A 17515-nucleotide genomic window follows, 5' to 3' on the forward strand; every position below is an offset into this window, starting at 1 on the left:
AGCATATGTTCGACTCTGGATAATTGCCTTGCCAGTCCAAAATGCTTGAAGACATGAAAAGAAATTCAGTTAGCTCAGCGACACCTACACAGGAAGAAGTGACAACCTGTATGTGTCGAGAAGGAGAGAGATGATGAGCAGAAAGAGTAAGTTCATTTGCGCATTTGCAGTGTTACTGCTGTTGTTGCCTCTGACAGCAGTCGCCAAGAAAGCGTCGATTCCAACGGACAATTCCAGCACGCTCAGCCAGTACGGAAAGCACCAGGTATCGAGAGCGCTTGATGGTTCCGAAGAGCCGGCAGGCATACCGCAAGGCTCACAATTCGGATCATCCTTGGCCCCGCTCGATTCCCGGGCAAGTACCGTCGTTGGACGCACCTGGTATGAACCGGTGCAAAACGGTACGATGGGAAGAAACATAGTCTGGAATCCGGCGAACAACCTTGTCCACTTCGTGTGGATGAAGAAAACGACAGAAACCGCTATTAGGAAAATCTCCTACGCCAATTACAACACCGCAACAACCCTATGGCAATGGGGCGGAGTGGCTGGAGACGGCAAAGACATCTCCGGAAACAACGGCGGATACACGACAATCGATGTCACCTCGGCTGGACAGGCCGTCGTTGCTCTGCACGAAGGACCATCCGGGCCGTTGTACGCAACCAAGGCCAACATCGATGCGTCAGGTACAGGGCTGGGAACATTCCCCTCCCCGTGGCCGGTAGCACCGGGACCTCCGAACTGCGAAGCGGTGTGGACGGGCGGCTGGGAAGATAACAGCGTATATATATGGCCCAAAATCGATTGGAGAGACTCGGCAGGAGCCACCATCATGCACATCGCATCTATCGAAAGTCCCGGATGCGATCCCTTAGTTGGCTGCCCCGGCGAGGTTCAGTCGATTGTGTACTACCGCTATACCCAGTCCGATCCGGCGGGATTCGCGGCATGCGGTACGTTCATCGATTCGTCTTATGACATCGGACAAGTGATTCGAACCTACCCGGCTCAGAACAAGGTTGCACTTGTCTACCTGAAGCCGTTCTACTACGAAGACCAGCCCGATCCGGTGATGAACCCCTGCGGTGAGATCGGGGTCGGCTATTATCAGTGGCAGAACGATGTTTGCTATTACGAGTCTACCGATGATGGTTTCTCAATCATCAACGGCACTGCTACATTCACGAATGTGACCGACTATACAGCCGGCCACACAATTAAGACTAACGAGATTCCATACAAGGCATATACTGACCTCGCAGCAATGTACGACAGCGACGGCACTCTGCATATTGTCTGGCCGACACCGATTTACGAACCAGGCGGCGACAATCCCTGCAGCCCGCACTATGCAACGAAGATCTGGCACTGGGATGACTCTCCGTCCGGATGTATCTCACTGGTATATGATGCTTCACATCCAGCTTACCACTGCGATCCGGGTGCATGGAACATGTCGACGGCCAAGGTCAACATTTCTCAGTGTGATGACAGATACTATGTCACGTTCACACGCTTCGGTGCGCATACGTCCGAAAATGGAGACACTAGCTCCGACTGTTCGCAGACTCCGATGGCCAACGGCGATGTCTATATCGTCGGTTCAATTGACGGCCAGATCTGGGGACCGGGCGGCACCGCTCCTGTATACAATGCGGGCAATGCCGGCAACGGCTCGCCTGCCAAGAAAGGCACAGCTGTTAACCTGACCAATACCTGGACAGACGAGTGCGCTGCGGGCGACTGCCACAGCGAACACTGGCCATCCATGGCAATGAATTCAACCGGAGTTGTCCATATTTTCTACATGGACGATAAAGACGCCGGTACAAACATTCAGCCGGATGAAGGCATCGCGACTCAGAACGACATGAGATACATGACCTACGAGTGTTTCACGCCCGATCCAATCTGCGCCTTCACCTGGACACCGACTTCGATCGGCCACCCGCTCTTCATATCGCCGGTCGGCGGCACGGATTGTACCGGACCGACGACGGTTGATGTCGATGTCACGATCTCAAACGCCGGCAACCTTGAGGCCGGTTATGTACTCACTTCGAACGCGGCGTGGCTGACACCAGCTTCAATAGCCGGAACAGCGCCTGTCGGATGCTTCAATACGGCGACGGAAACATTCACTATCGGGCCGATTGCAACCGAAGGAACGTATTTCGCAACGATCACTGTGACCGGCTGCGATGGCGAAGTAACCGGTTCGATCCCCGTCATGATCCACTGCTATTGCAAGTTCTATCTGCCGGAGTACGAGATTCTATCTACCAGTTGCTGGTCGGTCGGAGTCTGGAACGAACCACGTTCCGGAATCGCCACCAACGGCAACGAAGGAAACATGTGGTGGTATGACGATAGTGCGACTTTCATGTATGACGAAGGTCTCGTAATCACGCTCGCCGATGACACGACTACGACCTGGTTCTCATTCTTCGACGGATCAGACTCGAACGTGTTCTTCGAGCCGCGTGCATTCATCACGACGGCCTCATTCGGAACCTACGAATATGCCAAGGGCGTATTCTCAGAGCATGATCCCAACAACAACCCGAAGATCCATGGCGAGATCGAATACTTTGTGCCGACGCACCCCGACACGTGCGTGCTGATCGAGTACACGAAGATATGTAACTCGTCGGAGGAAGTTCTCAGGCTCCACATCGGTGAAGGCATCGACTGGGATATTCCAGACAGCGGAGGCGGATCCGACAACCACAGCGGAACGGATGCCTCCAGACAGATGGTGTATCAGCAGGGTGGACCTGCGGGTGATCCTGAAGCAAACTACTTCGGTGGAGCCTCAATCTGCGAGACAATCGCCGGTGCGATTGTCCTTGAGAACGATACCACAGTCTATCCCAACAGTGGCTATATCCCTGCATGGATAGGTGGACTGCTGGCAAGACATTCCGGATATGTCGCATCGGACCCCGATTCATTTGAGGATCTGAACTCGTTCTATGCGATCTATCAGGATGTTGAGTTAGCTCCGGACAGCTGCGTCTGGTTCACCAAGGTCAAGGCGGGATCAAAGACCGGTCTTGCGAATCTGCAGCTGGCTATCGACAAAGGACGCCAGTGGGCGGCAGATCACGGAGTCGGCATGCCCTGCATATCGGGCGATGCTGATGAGAGCGGCGCTGTGGATATCGACGACGTCGTATATCTGATCGCGTACATCTTTACAGGCGGTCCGCCACCGCTGCCATACGTCTGTTGCGGCGACGCCGACGGAAGTGGCGGGGTCGATATTGACGACGTGGTCTACTTGATTGCATACATATTCACTGGTGGTCCGGCCCCATTGAACTCCTGCCAGGCTTGCTTGAACGGAATCTTCTAGCACGCAACCTGGTATCCTGAGACGTCAACACAAGGAGCGGTCATAACGACCGCTCCTTTCTTTTATGTGCAACCGCAAAGTGCACGCCACAAACGAAGAAGGCGGGTCGAAACCCGCCTCCAACTAACAAATATCTCATTGCGATAGAGATTACAAATTGTCGGCTACTGCGTGGCCTACTTCAAGCGTTGTGTTCGATCCGCCCATATCGTATGTGCGAATCTTGCCATCCTTGATAACCTTGGCGATTGCAGATTCAAGCGCATTCGCCATATCAGTCTCATCGAGCCAATCGAGCATCATCTTGGTCGTGAGCAGCATTGCCATCGGGTTTACTTTGTACTTCCCGGCGTACTTCGGTGCAGAGCCGTGCGTCGGCTCGAACACCGCGACTTCCTTGCCGATGTTGCCGGAGCATGCGAACCCGAGTCCGCCGACAAGCTGAGCACACAAATCGGAGATGATGTCCCCGAACATGTTTGAAGTGACGATCACTCCGTAATCGAGCGGATTCTTAAGCAGCCACATGCACATGGCATCTATGTTGGTTTCCCAGAGTTCAATATCGGGATATTTTTTTGCTACTGTTCGAGCTGTGCGAACGAAAAGCCCGGAGGTCTCGCGGATAACGTTCGGTTTCTCGACCACAGTGACACTTTTGTAGCCGTACTTCTTCGCGTACTCAAATGCCGCCGTGATTATGCTCGTCGAGGCCTGCTCAGAGATGATCCGCATCGACACTGCAAGTTTGTCTAAGCCATATTTCTCAAACCGTGCAATCTTCTTGTTCTTTGCCTTGATAGCGTCAAAGACATCTTCAGGGAACGGAAAGAATTCGACACCGCTATAGAGATCCTCTGTATTCTCACGAAATACACAAAGATCGACGCCATCGCGATAATTGAGCGGGTTCCCCTCGTACCCCTTGCATGGTCTGAGATTGGTGCCGAGGTCAAAGAGCTGGCGCAGTCCGACGATTGGAGATGAGTATACGAGGTTCGTTCCCTGCAGCTCAGGGATCAGCTCCCGCTCGGCTTCCTCTTTCGGTTTTGAAGTAATCGCACCGAATAGCGCGCAGTCAGCCTTCTTGAGCAATTCAATTGTTCGATCCGGAAGCGGATTTCCTTCCTTGCACCAGAATTCCCAGCCGATATCACCATGCGGATATTCAGCATCGAGTCCGAGTTTGTCGAGGACGATCCTTGCCGCCTCCATTACATCAACGCCGACTCCGTCACCCGGCAGCCACGCGATCCGATACTTTGCCATCGAGAATTTACCTCCAGCTAAACGTCAGTGAAAACCTGTGCGAGTCACCAAGATCTGACTCAATGGGAGTATAACTGTAATCAATTGATGCGAATTTATGTCTAACACCAAAGCCGAAAGCGAGATCGCGAATATCGTATCCGGACGCATAACCGGCCCTTAGGGTCAGGATTTCTGAAATAACGTTTTCGGCGCCCACATGGAGGTGAGCCTTGCCATCAGTAGGAGTCACAAGACTTGCGCCGAACTTGAATGTACGATACGAGTACGAGCCGCCGCCGCGAACAACGGTCGGCAGATCATCCTCTTGATCTTGAAGTTTCATCTTCGAGCCAAGATTCGATACCGACAGTCCTAACAGGATGCCCGGCATGAATTCATACAAGCCTCCAAGATCAACTGCGTATGCGCTACCGGAAGTGACATCAATCTTTTCGTAGATCAGTTTGGTGGTAAGTCCAATCGACAATTCGGGTGATATTACCGCACCAACCGTCAAGCCAGCAATCAGATCCTGGGCATCGAATAGTGACAAAGGTTCGGTCGTCGGATCCGTCCTTCTTTCGATGTCTCCGATTGAATTGTACAGGATCGACAAACCGATGGCGATCTTGTCAGGGCGATAGACAAAACCTACATACTCGGAGCGAATATCGTCGATCCACTCGTTATGCATAAGTCCAACAGAGTAAGTTCCGGCGTGTACGGTGCCAGCGGGATTATAATAAAGCGCAAATACGTCAGATGCAACTGCGCCGAAAGCCTCCGCAGAGCCAGCCTGTGCTGCACCTGGCGCTATTCTGAGACCGGCGACTCCGCTCGCTCCGCGATCGGTGTAAGTCTGCGCCGATGCCATCGACGCCGTCAGGCAAATGAGACTTACGACCGCAATGGCCAGTCTGATGCCTGATTTATGATTTGGAATCATATGCAATACCTCTCAGCCATCTTTCAGATCAAAATGTAATCCCAACACTGAATATGTGATCAGATCTCTCTCCCGCTTTCGATGCGGAAAACGCGTAATTCAGCTGCAGATCATAAGAATCAAGCCTCTTGGTAACTGCGCCGCCGAATGTCGGGTGAAAACCATCGAGTCCGGTTCTCAGTTTGAATATATCAGACAGGGCGTACTCAGTTCCAGCATGCAGGCTGATCGACTGCCACTGATACTTCCGCGCATCCACAGCAACGAGGAGCTTCTTATTCAGACCCATAACCGACACACCGCCTCCGATAAGAATCGGGAAATCATCCGTCCGCGAATCCCCGAGCTCACCCCGGGTAGCCCAGTAATCTCCCGTGGTCCAGATGTAGCGGGCGCCAAGGTTCGCAACTACCAATCCGAATCGCACGAAATCGAGCTTCGAGTCTTCATCAAGCCCTTCTCCCTTGGAGAGCTTGACATAAGTGCCTACGTCGAAACTGACCGTGTTAGACTTTACACCAGCCAGATTTGCGAACATGTACTTCCCGGTTCCTCCCACAGCGACATACCTGGAGAACCGTCTGGAAAATCCAATCATGAGCGCATTCTCAGAGTCATCAAGATTGTCGCCCGGGTCTCCAAGCTCATTTCGCTCTACGATGCTCCCCACTCCCCTGAAAATCCAACCAAATGAAATTGTAGCCTCTCCCCTGGCAGGGATATCGATGGAAGCATATCCGAGTTTTCTGTCCATATCCATTACGCGATATGAGAAGCCGACTCTTTTCTTCAATTCAAACACCGAACCGGCGGGATTATAGAAAATCGCGGAGGCATCATCCGAAACACCATAGTATGCCTGCCCCATTCCAACAGCACGGGCCGATAGGCCAACCTGTAGGAACGATCCTGCATATCCGCCGTCTCCAGTTTCGGCGATCACCTGGGAGACGAAACATGCTGGAATGAGCAAGAATGCAATTAGTAATTTCTTCATTCCGGGTCTCCCTTCTACGGCAACACCATAAGTTTGCCCCACTCTTTGCCACCATCTGCTTTCTCGATGACGAAGAAATAGGTTCCGGCGGTCACAAAATCTCCATTCTCGTTTCTCATATCCCATCTATCATCATCGTCCTGATCGGACGTTTCACGCGGCTCTCTCGGTCGATTATCGATCACAGTCGCCACAAGGTTCATCGCGAAATCATATACTTTGATCGTCACAAAGTCAGGTTCGGGCAAATGGTAGTGGAATCTCACTATTCCAAGTCCCTTGGTTGGAGACGATGGAACCGGGGTTGCATACGGCTTCCCACCTTCCGAATCGGCGACGCTACGGAATTCCCGGAAGATCACCGGATCACCGGACAAATCCTGCCTTATGATTCCGTCACTCGAACCGACCCACAAAACACCATCAGCAACTCTTACACTGTAGAATTCCGCATCATCGGATATCTCTCTGCGATCCGACTCCACGAATGAAAGCTTCGAGAATTCGCTCTCCGCATCAAGTTTCCTGAAAAGCCCCTGACTCGAAGCGTAGTAGACATCTCCTTCGTCGAATGCGAAATTCCATACCTGAACCCCGTCCTGACGCACAATCCAATCCGCACCACTGTTGGTTGTGGATGTAATTCCGTTATCTCCGGTCTCCGTCTTCTGTGTTGCCGCCCAGATGGTCTTCTGGTTATTGTGGTACTGAATTCCCAATGCTGTTACGAAATCACCCGAAAGGCCATTGTCCATATCATACAGGAGATGAAAATCGTACTTCTGCGGATCGGTATTCACATTCTCAGCTATGAAGAGAAATCCGCCGACAGTTCTGATTGGAAGTTCGCGGGTGGCAACCCACATATCCTTGTCTGTTGGTTCGATCCTCGTGAACGTGGAATCAAGTCCGAAGTGACCGTTCTTGTCAAAGAGAGTGAATTCATCCGAGGAACTTCCCTCCAGACCTGTCCAGAGCAGGCCGGCTTCAGAAGATATCCACAGTAAATCAAGGTAGATTCCGAAATCATACGCGGCGGTAGGCTGAAGCGAATATTCCCACGATATACCGTCATCTGCCGACATCATCACGCGATACTCTCCAATCTCTTCATCTACTGGATGAGTCGCGACCCAGATTTGTTTCGTAGTGTCCTCATCGGTCTCATAACTCCTGATGTAGACCGCCTCGATGTGCTGCCCATTCGAATCGTTGTCGTCAAATGGAATATGCTTTATGTCATACGGATCGGCTGCAAGATCATCGAAGGAGAATACGTATAGCCCGGTGTCGGTGCCGGTCCAAAGCGCTACGCTGTCTCCGCCCAATTGCTCAGCACACATCGAGTAGAATCGATTGAATGGCTGATCCGGCGAATCGTCTCCGCTCACCGGAAGGATTGATTCCCAGTTCGCTCCACTGTCCGTGGATCGTATCAGACCGCCCGCTGAGCATGCCGCGAATACGGTTCCATCGACATTCAGAATCCTGCTGACAAACTTGCCCGATCCAACGGCCTGATCAGGTTCGACCGATGCCCAGGAGTCGCCATCGTCAGTGGAGACATTGAACCCTATCCCCTCCTCGCTGTCGGGATCCCATGCGGCCGCAACGACGAGCCCCGGTCTTGCTTCGACGGCCGTGAAGAAATCCGACAACATGCCGTCGCTCGAATCCCAGGAACGGAATCGGTATTTTACTGCCTGCTCATTCGTCACTCCACGTGACAGGCCGCCTTCTACGGCGACCCACATTGCGGTTCCATCGTACGACAGATCAAATGTCCTCTTCCCCGCAAGCTTTGCCACCTTGTCGATGTAGATGTACCGATGAATTCCGGCTGCACTCCCAGCCCAGACGGAGACTGTGTCCTGCGAAAAAGTGTCTATGACCACTGAGTAGTACAGGTTTGTTCTTCGCTGAAAGAGGTTGTCTGTTAGATCAATGCTGTCTTCCTCACTTGCGAATATATTGTGCCAGGTCTGACCGTAGTCGAGGCTGCGGATCAATCCTCCGGCAAAGCAGGAGGCCCATGCCGCTGAATCGAGAACGGCGAGGTCATACGCTAGCATATTCGTAAATGTAGCTTGTCTCGGCTTGTACGACTCGAAAGTCGATCCATGGTTCTGAGTGATGTTGAAGCCGTCACCGACCGGCAGTAGCTGGTCATTGAACAGCTCGTTGTGAGCCGTAGCAGCCCATAGCCTTCCGTCCGCGTAGGCTAAGGCTGCGATGTCATTCGAGTTCATGCCATTCGATCCATCGTAAGTGAACCACGTCACACCTCCATCAGTGGTTCCCGACATGCCTCTCGACGTTGCCAGCCATACAATTCCAGCATCCGGATCGTAAATTATGTCCACTGCAGAATTGTCTCTAAGCCGATTGATCGGCTCGCCGAGCTGGAAATTCATTAGAGCCTGCGACGACGAAGTGAACAGAATGAAAATGAGCGCGAGAAATGGGGCTTTTCGTAACATGCGACCTCCAAGGCAAAACAAAAACCGCCGCGTCATGCGTAACGGTTCTTCAAGCCGGAGAATGATCATCAATTTGTGCTTTCCTGTCAACGTCTATATCTATCTGTATCTATTTCCGTTGGCTCACCTCCGGTCCGGGTTAATATACCGCCGCACTAATGCTTGTCAAGCAAATTCAACCTTTCGCCCAGCCAGCTCGTAGAGCAGCCCGAAGCGTAGACTTCTGTCTGATACTCTTACACTTGCGAGCCCCGTCTGTTCCGCAATTGCATAGCTTAACAAGCCCCCGGCAGTTATGACTTCAGCTCGTTTCGGCTCGAACGCGAGTGCCAGTCTCCTCTCGCTCAAACTCATCTGCCCGAGCTCGAAGATCAACTGCTTGTACTCAGACAACTTCATGGAAGCCCCATGGATACTGTCTGAATCATGTTGCTTCATACCTATTCGATAACCCTGAATGGCAGCCGGTGTTCCACCTGAGCATACTAATGAGGCAGGCCTGTCGACTGGCCCGATTCTCAGCCTCACAACCTGCTCTCTTATGCATTCGAGCACGCTTTCGAGTTCGCGTGCAGACTTCTTTCGATCCATGCCGAATCTCTCCATGAGCACCACTGAACCAATCTTATAGCTATGTGCTGAGTGTATTTTCGTCCCGCGTGCGATGACCACTTCTGATGATCCACCACCTGCATCAATCAACACTCTGCTCTGCCTGAGATTCTTCATGCCAGTGACCGCCCCGAGATATGTCAGCGCAGCTTCACGCCTACCCGAAATCACTTCTATGCTGATACCGGTCTTTACCTCAACTTCTGAGATTACGTCAATGGAATTAGATGCTTCTCTCAGCGCAGACGTTCCGCAACACGAAATCTCCTCGACGCCATGTTCATCGCAACTTCTCTTGAATCTCTTGAGAGCACGAATCAAGCGTCCTGTGGATTGCTCGCCGATCCTGCCAGTCTCTTTTAGACCTGAGGCAAGCCTAGGCGTATCTTCGAGATTGACAATCGGCTTGCCGGGAGTGTTGCCCTTGACTCTGGAGATGGAGAGAAGTACTGAATTCGATCCTACATCAATTGCGGCTATCGTCTTCAAACTCGTACAGCGGCCTTTTCTATTGCCGCGCCGGTTATTTGTTCGATCCAGAAATATCTGTCGAGAACGAACGGAAGCCAGATCAGCTTCGGCTCAGCGACCGCCGGAGTGCCGCTAACCGGCGCCTCATATAGCTTGAATCCCTTGGCAGCCTTGGTCGCAATTGTCAGTGGTACGATCATCTCGGCCGCCACGTCCGGCGAAAGTGTCACATCGGCGAAAGTATAATGCTCTCCCTTGCGTTCCGCAAATAGAAAGCTGTCGTTGCGCCGATTATAGTGTGACGCGAGTCGCATCATCCGTGCGGGATGGCTGATGTTGAACGCCGGTACGAAGAATCTTTCGGACGAAAATTGCACGAGATTCAGCGCCCTCAGCAGTTCCCCTTTCTCCGGCCACGCTGCATCTGCGAGATTAAACACCCAGAATGGGAAAAGCTGCGCATGCTCGTCGAGATCAGATGGCACATCAAGGGCAATGTTGCGATAAGCCGATCCGTCTCCCACGAACATCTTCTCGCAATTCTCGCAATAGTAGGCTACTGATGTTTGATTCGCCGGCAGATCGACACCACAATTCGGGCAGCGATGTGGCGCGATTTCGACAGAAAGTGTCGCATCGCATGCACTGACATCCGGTGCAGGAATCTCGATCTCTCCTCTATTCAGCGAAACGACTCTTTTCGCAAGCGGATCGAACTGCGCTGTCTGCTTTCCGAGCGCATTCGTGAACGAGGCAATCCACATCGGGAAATAGATCAGACTCTGCTTCACGCCGACAGCGATCGTCTCAACAGTCGAATCGAGCCGGGCCGCCGTATGCGAAAGGCTCGTTACAGCCTTGTCGAAGTGCTGCCGGGCATCTTCTTCCGTCACCGTCACCGGCATCAGCGCATTGGATTCGCAAGCTTCCAGATCGAGTGCGACCAGCTTCAACACCTGCGTTCTGATGCCAAGCGAATCGACTCCCCATAGCAGACTATCATTCGCGCAGAAGCTTGTCTCACGCGGCGATATCTTCAACTCCGTACGCGGAGTGTCGTCAACCTCATCCTGGGTCAAGTTGCCATATTCTGAATGTCCCTGTCCGGCGGGTCTGTCGTCGATTGCGAAAACAGTTCCTGCCACTCGCCAGAAAGGCAGAAATATCCGAGTTATATTCCCCCAGCTCGACACAAGTGGTTCGCTGATTTTCTTGAGGTGACTCTCGATCAGAAACTTCGCCTCGCGGCGTTCGAGATCGTCGGGGATGTAATACTTCGCCGTTCCCTTCCTGCGCACGATCTTCATAACCGACGCGCAGTGGCTGCAGACTGTGGTGCGGCTCGCCTCGTCAATTTCAAGCGAGCCGCCACAGAAACAACATTGTATTCCGAGTTTGTATCCCGAAGCTCTCATCAGCTGTTCATCTTCCTGCCGCAATTGAAGCAGAATTTCGTGCCGCCCGGAAGCTTCTGGCCACAATCGGGGCAACTCAACAACTTGGCGAGTTCATTGCCGCACTTCTGGCAAAAAACTGCATCGGGCGCGACTTCAGCGGAACAGTTTCCACAGCGATTGACGCTTACCATCTGATGACCGCATTTGTAGCAGAATCTCGATTCCTCCGGCGTATCCGCGCCGCATTCGGAACAGGTAACGGTCGGAAGATCGGAGACTTTGAAATCGGTCTGCTCTGGCGCTAGAGCTTTCGACATCATCATCGGTGCCATCAACCCGACGCCGGCACCCATGCCAATTCCGGCTCCTGCGCCGGCATATCCCCCCGCATTCGATGATCCAAACGCCTTCGCCATCTCGTATTTCAGGAAATGATCGAGATCGCCGACCGCGCTCATTCCCGACTTCTCATCGATCATCCGCTGAACCTCATCGGGAGGCGTGATCGATGTGATATAGAAGTCGATCAAATCGAGGCCGTACTTCGCGAATTCATCGGTGATTAGATTCTTGATTTCAGCGGCCATCTCGGTATATTGCTCCGGCAGATCGAAAATCGTCTTCAGATTCTCACCGAAGAAGTCGTTGATACGAGCCACGACAACATCTCTCAGGTAATCTTCTATATCATGTGTGCCATAGAGCGCCTGATGACCGACCATGCGGTTGAGAAATATCATCGGTTCTTTGATTTGGCATGTGTACGCGCCATGTCCACGAAGTCTGATCAAGCCGAGTTCGCTATCGCGAAACGCCACAGGGTCGCGCGTTCCCCATTTTAGATTGGTAAAGACTTTGTGATTTACGAAGTAGACTTCCGCCCTGAACGGCGACTTGAATCCCCACGGAATCGACAGCAGCCGGGTCAGGATCGGGACATTTAGCGTCGTGAGCGTATGCCTTCCCGGCCCGAGCACATCACACGCCCTGCCATTGCTGAAGAATACCGCTGTCTGGCTCTCTCTGACGATTGCCTGCGCGCCGAGTTTGATATCGAGCGAGCCCTCTTCCGGAATCCTGTGGATCATATCGCTCGAATTGAGATCGACCCACTCGATGACTTCGAGCATCATTCCCATACATTTCTCCTTTTGGTCAGATATATTTCGTCTCTAAAATTATCGGCAGGAAACGAGATAAGTTTTGCGGAGGCGGTAGGCCGTAGGTCAGGATCCCTGCCTGCTCAAGCGAAGCGTAGAGCAGGTCCGAACGCAGCGAGGAGATCCTGACAATCGTCTTTGTAAACCGCGATCACAGATCGCGGCCACACCAGCCACGTGTCACACGCAATGCCAAGACATCTGGATTCCGGCGTGCGCCGAACTGATGCGAGCAAGCTCGCGTCCACCTGCTTTACACCGCCACAGGCGGTGTCATTGCGCCACCCATGTCAATGCGCCACTGGTGTCATTGCGTTGAAAAACGCAATCCATCCCCGTACAGGCCGAAGGACTGTCATCACCGCGAAGGCGGGGAACCATTGTTGGCAGCAAGATCAGTCCGAGCTAGTCCACGAGCTTGACGTAAGGCGCAAATCGTTTCTTCGCTTCATCGTGACTTTTATCAAACCAACCTGTTATTTGCATCCACTTGTTCTTGATGGGAGCAGCTACATCTTCAGGCGATGATACGGTGAGTTGTGACCATTGACGGTTCACTTTCTCAAATTCTATGCTGTACTGATAGAGTTCATTCAGAAAGTCGACGATGTCCTCCCCGAAGTACACGTCAGCATGCTTCGTCTGTCGCAGGAGTTCCATCGCAGACTGATAATCAGCCCTACCATTGGCGCGAACATTGTTGATGTACGCGAGGACACGATCATAGTATTCCATACGTATAGCATGCACCTTCTCATTATCCGCCAGATATAGACTTGGCCGCTTGCGTTTCATCCACTTCCGAAGTTTCCCCAAGACTAGGTATACCATGGTCACAGTGGCAGCAAGAATGCCACCGAATGCCACGCTAATAGCCCATCCAGTATCAATTCCGTTTATGACGAACGAAAATACGAAGGTTATGATCGTTGCTAAAGAGAGTCCCACAAGGAAATTATCTAGGACGACTCCACCTCGGCGTTTGAAGGACATGTACGACATGGAGACAATGGAAACGACCAACACTCCAAAGATGCCAGCAAAGACATCACCTACATTAACCTGCCCCACCCACAAACGTATGTTGTCAGCAATTTGAATTGCAGCCATCCGTTGATAAATGAATACGCCAATTGCTCCTAGAGCCAGAAAGTGCGACACGGCAAAATCCGTCATTGAAAGCGCGCGCTCTCGTGTAGACTCATCATTGCGTAACCACTCCATTACTATCCTGTAAAAGAAGTAAAGAATGAGCGCAATTAGAGCAAAAGGCACCGCTTGCGGACTCAGGATATCAATACCTTTGCTTCTAAGAGAATCGTGATGCAGCCGTAGGCCTACGAACTCCCAAGCAATAAGTAATCCGCTGAACAGAGCGTATTGTCTGCGCGCCTTGTGATAGTTCTCGCTTAGAGGTGACATAGCCCTGCTCGGCGATTCTGGCATTCTCCACTCCTAGCGAAGCCGTTTGAATAGCCCGTGTAATCAAATTGCTTACATTTATTAGCCAACAAAATTAATATACAAAACTGAACACGGCATGAGCAAGAGGATTAAATTGATTTAGAACCTCTGGCGTCAGGACCGTAAAGGCCCTGATCTACATGATCTTCCGCCGAGAAAACAAAAGCGCAAGACCCCATGATCCTGCGCTTCGTATTTCGAACATGTGATGCTCTATTGAATCAGCCCTGCAGCTCTTTCTTGAACTTCTCCGTCAATGCCGGGACGATTTCGAAGACATCGCCGATAATACCGTAGGTCGAGACTTTGAAGATCGGCGCGTCTTTGTCGCGGTTGACCGCGACTATAGTCCCGGACGCCTGCATACCCACTAAGTGCTGAATAGCACCGGAGATACCACACGCCACATAAAGTTTTGGATTAACCGTCTTGCCGGTCTGTCCAACCTGATGCGAATACTCGATCCAGCCAGCATCGACCACCGCGCGCGACGCTCCGACCGCTCCGCCGACCGCATCGGCAAGCTCCTCGATCATCTTGAAATTCTCAGGCGCTTTCAGACCTCTGCCGCCGGAGACGATCACATCAGCTTCAGTCAAACTGACCTTGCCACCACCGGTGCCGGAGCTGCCGGTCACTTTCATCTTCGATGCAAGACACTCAGCAGGAACATCCGGCTTCTCTACACTGCCCGACTTGCTGTCATCTCTGGCAGCCTCAGCGATCACCTTCGGGCGGAGCGTCATGATCTGCGGACGCTTCTCCGGGAATACAACGGTCAGCCAGACATTACCACCAAACGCCGGTTTTGTCACCACGAGCGAGCCATCATCTTTGAGCCCAATGCCATTGCAATCGGCAGCCATGCCGCATTTGAGCCGCGCCGCGAGCCGCGCAAAAAGCGCCTTGCCGTAAAACGTCGCGGAGCCGATCACTATCTCCGGCTTGCCCTGCTCGATCAAGTGACCGAGCGTGGCAGCGTATGCATCATCGACAAATCCCGCAAATTCGGCGTTGTCGACATATTTCACTTCATCCGCGCCATACTTGAACAAATCGGCCGCCTGATCTTCGATGCCGGAGCCGAATACGACCGCGGTCAGCTTCGATGATCGGCCGTCGGCAAGCTGCCGTCCGGCGTTGAGCAGTTCATATGTTACATTCGCTATCTTGTTGTTCTTCTGCTGGGCAAATATCCAGACTCCGTTGTGGTCCGACATCGTTACTCCTTCTCTTTATCGGGCATGTTGAAAAAGCCGTCATTGCGAGCGACCGCAGGAAGCGTGGCAATCTCGACGTCGACACGCAGCGCGGGCAGGAATCCTTTCCTGCCCGAAGGCTCATGCTGTAAGGAAGGGATTCCTTACAGCGCAGGAAGAGATCGCCACGTCGCTTCGCTTCTCGCGATGACGAATTTTGCGTCTCACATGGCTTTTTCAACATGCCCTTTATCACCAAGGTCACGGATTATCGTTTCGTATGCCGCAAGATATGACATCTGATTTTTGTCTGCAATCTTTTTCACCGATTCGTATTCCGGCACAACCCTGCTTCTCCCCTCGAATTCGAATATCTTCACAACACAGTCGCCGAGCGAGGTCGAGACTGTCTCCTGCCTGCGTGGCAGTTTCACTCTTGTCTGTGTCTCGGAGCGAATGCCCGCCGAAGTCGTCTGCCTGAAAATCTCTCGTTGCAGATTCTCTTTCTTATCGGGATCGCAGAGCACTGTGAGCATCTGTCCGGGACGCCCCTTCTTCATCTGAACAGGAGTCAGAAAAACATCGAGCGCACCGGAGGCAAGCAATTGCTCGAACAGTTGTGAATAGACTTGCGGGTTCATGTCATCGATGTTCGTATGCAGTTCGACAATACTGTCATGCTCAAGGTCAGATTTGTCTTCGGCAATGAAGAGCCGCATTACGTTCGGATGATCCTCGAAAACGCGTGAGCCTGCACCATATCCGACGGACTTGATCGTGCCTGTGTAAGCGTTCAGCAGCGGTTCGGCAAGCGTCGTAATGATCGCCGCGCCGGTTGGCGTGGTTAGCTCTGCATCTATATTGTGCAACACGACCGGGAATCCTTTGATGAGATTCACTGTCGCGGGAGCCGGCACCGGGAAGACGCCATGTGCGCACTTGACCATGCCGCTTCCGAGAGCGATCGGCCTGCTCAGAATGCGGTCTATCTTCAGCAAATCAATGCATATACATGCTCCAACGATATCGACTATTGCATCGACCGCGCCAACTTCATGAAAGTGCACTTTTTCGATAGTCGTCGAATGGACCTGTGCCTCGGATTCCGCGAGCCTTCTGAAAATCGCTTTCGCGTTTCGCTTAACGCTTTCGCCGAGTTCACTATTATCAATAATATTAACGATATGTTTCAGATGTCTGTGGGTAGTTTGTTCTTCAATCTTCACATGGACTTTCACGCAGGATATCTGATTGCGCTGCGTCTTCTCCATCGAAACTTCGAATCCGCTTACATCAAGTTTGGCAAGTTCTGATTTCAGCTGATCGAATGGCGCACCAGTGGCGACAAAGGCACCGAGTATCATGTCTCCAGCGCAGCCATAGAGTGGATCAAAGACCAGCGTGCTCATTTCTTCTCCCCCAGAAGACTGAGTATTCGCACGGCAGCCGATGCCGCGGCAAAACCGCTGTCGATATTTACGACTGTGACCCCCGACGAGCAGGAGTTGAGCATTGATAGAAGAGCCGCCACTCCGCCAAATGATGCTCCGTAACCAATCGAAGTCGGCACGGCGATGACGGGCTTGCCCACCATGCCGCCGACCACTGACGCCAGCGCGCCCTCCATTCCGGCCACGACAATGAAGACATCGAACTTGTCGAACATCTCAGCCGATGCCGTCAACCTGTGAATCCCTGCGACACCGACATCGAAGAGCTTCTCAACGTTGCATCCCATCGCTTCACACGTGACAACTGCCTCTTCCGCCACCGGTATGTCAGCCGTTCCGGCGGTGATGACAGCGACACTGCCATGGAGTTTGTTCGACTTGACGCTCCTGGGCTGGCCGATGAGTACTGTCCTCGCGATTCGATTATGTTTCGCGCGCGGATATTTCTTGACCAATTTCTTCGCTGCCGATTCCGAAATGCGCGTTCCCAGAATCGCGGATTTAGTCTTTATCATTGAAGCCGTAATGGCAAGAATCTGCTCGTCAGACTTTCCATCACAGAGGATCACTTCCGGAAAACCGAGCCGCAGATGTCGATGAGAGTCTACTCGTGCAATACCGATATCATGAAACGGATAATGCTTCAGATGCTTGAGAGCCTTATCGGGTGTCATCTCTCCCGATCTGACTTTCTCGAGCAGTTCCGCGACGAAGTCCTTGTTCATC

Annotated in this window: 12 protein-coding genes; 1 reads left to right on the forward strand and 11 read right to left on the reverse strand. The window is 52.3% G+C overall.

All coding sequences use genetic code 11. From position 1 onward, the window contains the following. Positions 1–133 precede the first annotated feature (133 nt). Positions 134–3361 (forward strand): dockerin type I repeat-containing protein, encoded by a 3228-nt coding sequence (locus KKH67_08000; GenBank protein MBU1319124.1) that lies wholly within the window; start codon positions 134–136, stop codon positions 3359–3361. Between the two features lie 150 nt (positions 3362–3511). On the opposite strand, the gene KKH67_08005 is transcribed toward KKH67_08000, so the two are convergent. From KKH67_08005 to larB, 11 genes are all read right to left on the reverse strand, one after another. After that, complete coding sequence (locus tag KKH67_08005) at positions 3512–4630, reverse strand: isocitrate/isopropylmalate dehydrogenase family protein (GenBank protein ID MBU1319125.1); 1119 nt, start codon at positions 4628–4630, stop codon at positions 3512–3514. A 7-nt stretch (positions 4631–4637) separates the two neighbouring features. After that, entirely contained in the window at positions 4638–5558 is a 921-nt protein-coding gene (locus KKH67_08010) for a PorV/PorQ family protein (GenBank protein ID MBU1319126.1), read from the reverse strand. 28 nt (positions 5559–5586) lie between these two features. Further along, entirely contained in the window at positions 5587–6555 is a 969-nt protein-coding gene (locus tag KKH67_08015) for a PorV/PorQ family protein (protein ID MBU1319127.1), read from the reverse strand. Positions 6556–6569: 14 nt separating this feature from the next. Further along, positions 6570–9035: a hypothetical protein gene (locus tag KKH67_08020; protein MBU1319128.1), complete on the reverse strand. Its 2466-nt coding sequence runs from the start codon at positions 9033–9035 to the stop codon at positions 6570–6572. A gap of 165 nt (positions 9036–9200) precedes the next feature. After that, a complete protein-coding gene (locus KKH67_08025; GenBank protein MBU1319129.1) occupies positions 9201–10136 on the reverse strand; it encodes a hypothetical protein in 936 nt (311 codons plus the stop codon). Beyond that, complete coding sequence (locus KKH67_08030; protein MBU1319130.1) at positions 10133–11533, reverse strand: hypothetical protein; 1401 nt, start codon at positions 11531–11533, stop codon at positions 10133–10135. The genes KKH67_08025 and KKH67_08030 overlap by 4 nt, the downstream gene beginning before the upstream one ends. Then, positions 11533–12654 (reverse strand): SPFH domain-containing protein, encoded by a 1122-nt coding sequence (locus KKH67_08035; protein ID MBU1319131.1) that lies wholly within the window; start codon positions 12652–12654, stop codon positions 11533–11535. The genes KKH67_08030 and KKH67_08035 overlap by 1 nt, the downstream gene beginning before the upstream one ends. A gap of 426 nt (positions 12655–13080) precedes the next feature. Continuing rightward, positions 13081–14121 (reverse strand): hypothetical protein, encoded by a 1041-nt coding sequence (locus KKH67_08040; GenBank protein MBU1319132.1) that lies wholly within the window; start codon positions 14119–14121, stop codon positions 13081–13083. Positions 14122–14360: 239 nt separating this feature from the next. Then, a complete protein-coding gene (locus KKH67_08045; GenBank protein ID MBU1319133.1) occupies positions 14361–15359 on the reverse strand; it encodes an electron transfer flavoprotein subunit alpha/FixB family protein in 999 nt (332 codons plus the stop codon). A gap of 203 nt (positions 15360–15562) precedes the next feature. Beyond that, positions 15563–16747: a nickel pincer cofactor biosynthesis protein LarC gene (gene larC, locus KKH67_08050; GenBank protein MBU1319134.1), complete on the reverse strand. Its 1185-nt coding sequence runs from the start codon at positions 16745–16747 to the stop codon at positions 15563–15565. Next, entirely contained in the window at positions 16744–17514 is a 771-nt protein-coding gene (gene larB / locus KKH67_08055) for a nickel pincer cofactor biosynthesis protein LarB (protein MBU1319135.1), read from the reverse strand. Before larB ends, larC begins: the two co-directional genes overlap by 4 nt. Position 17515: the final 1 nt, after the last annotated feature.

Source organism: Candidatus Zixiibacteriota bacterium (assembly GCA_018820315.1).
In the GTDB taxonomy this organism is placed as follows: domain Bacteria; phylum Zixibacteria; class MSB-5A5; order JAABVY01; family JAHJOQ01; genus JAHJOQ01.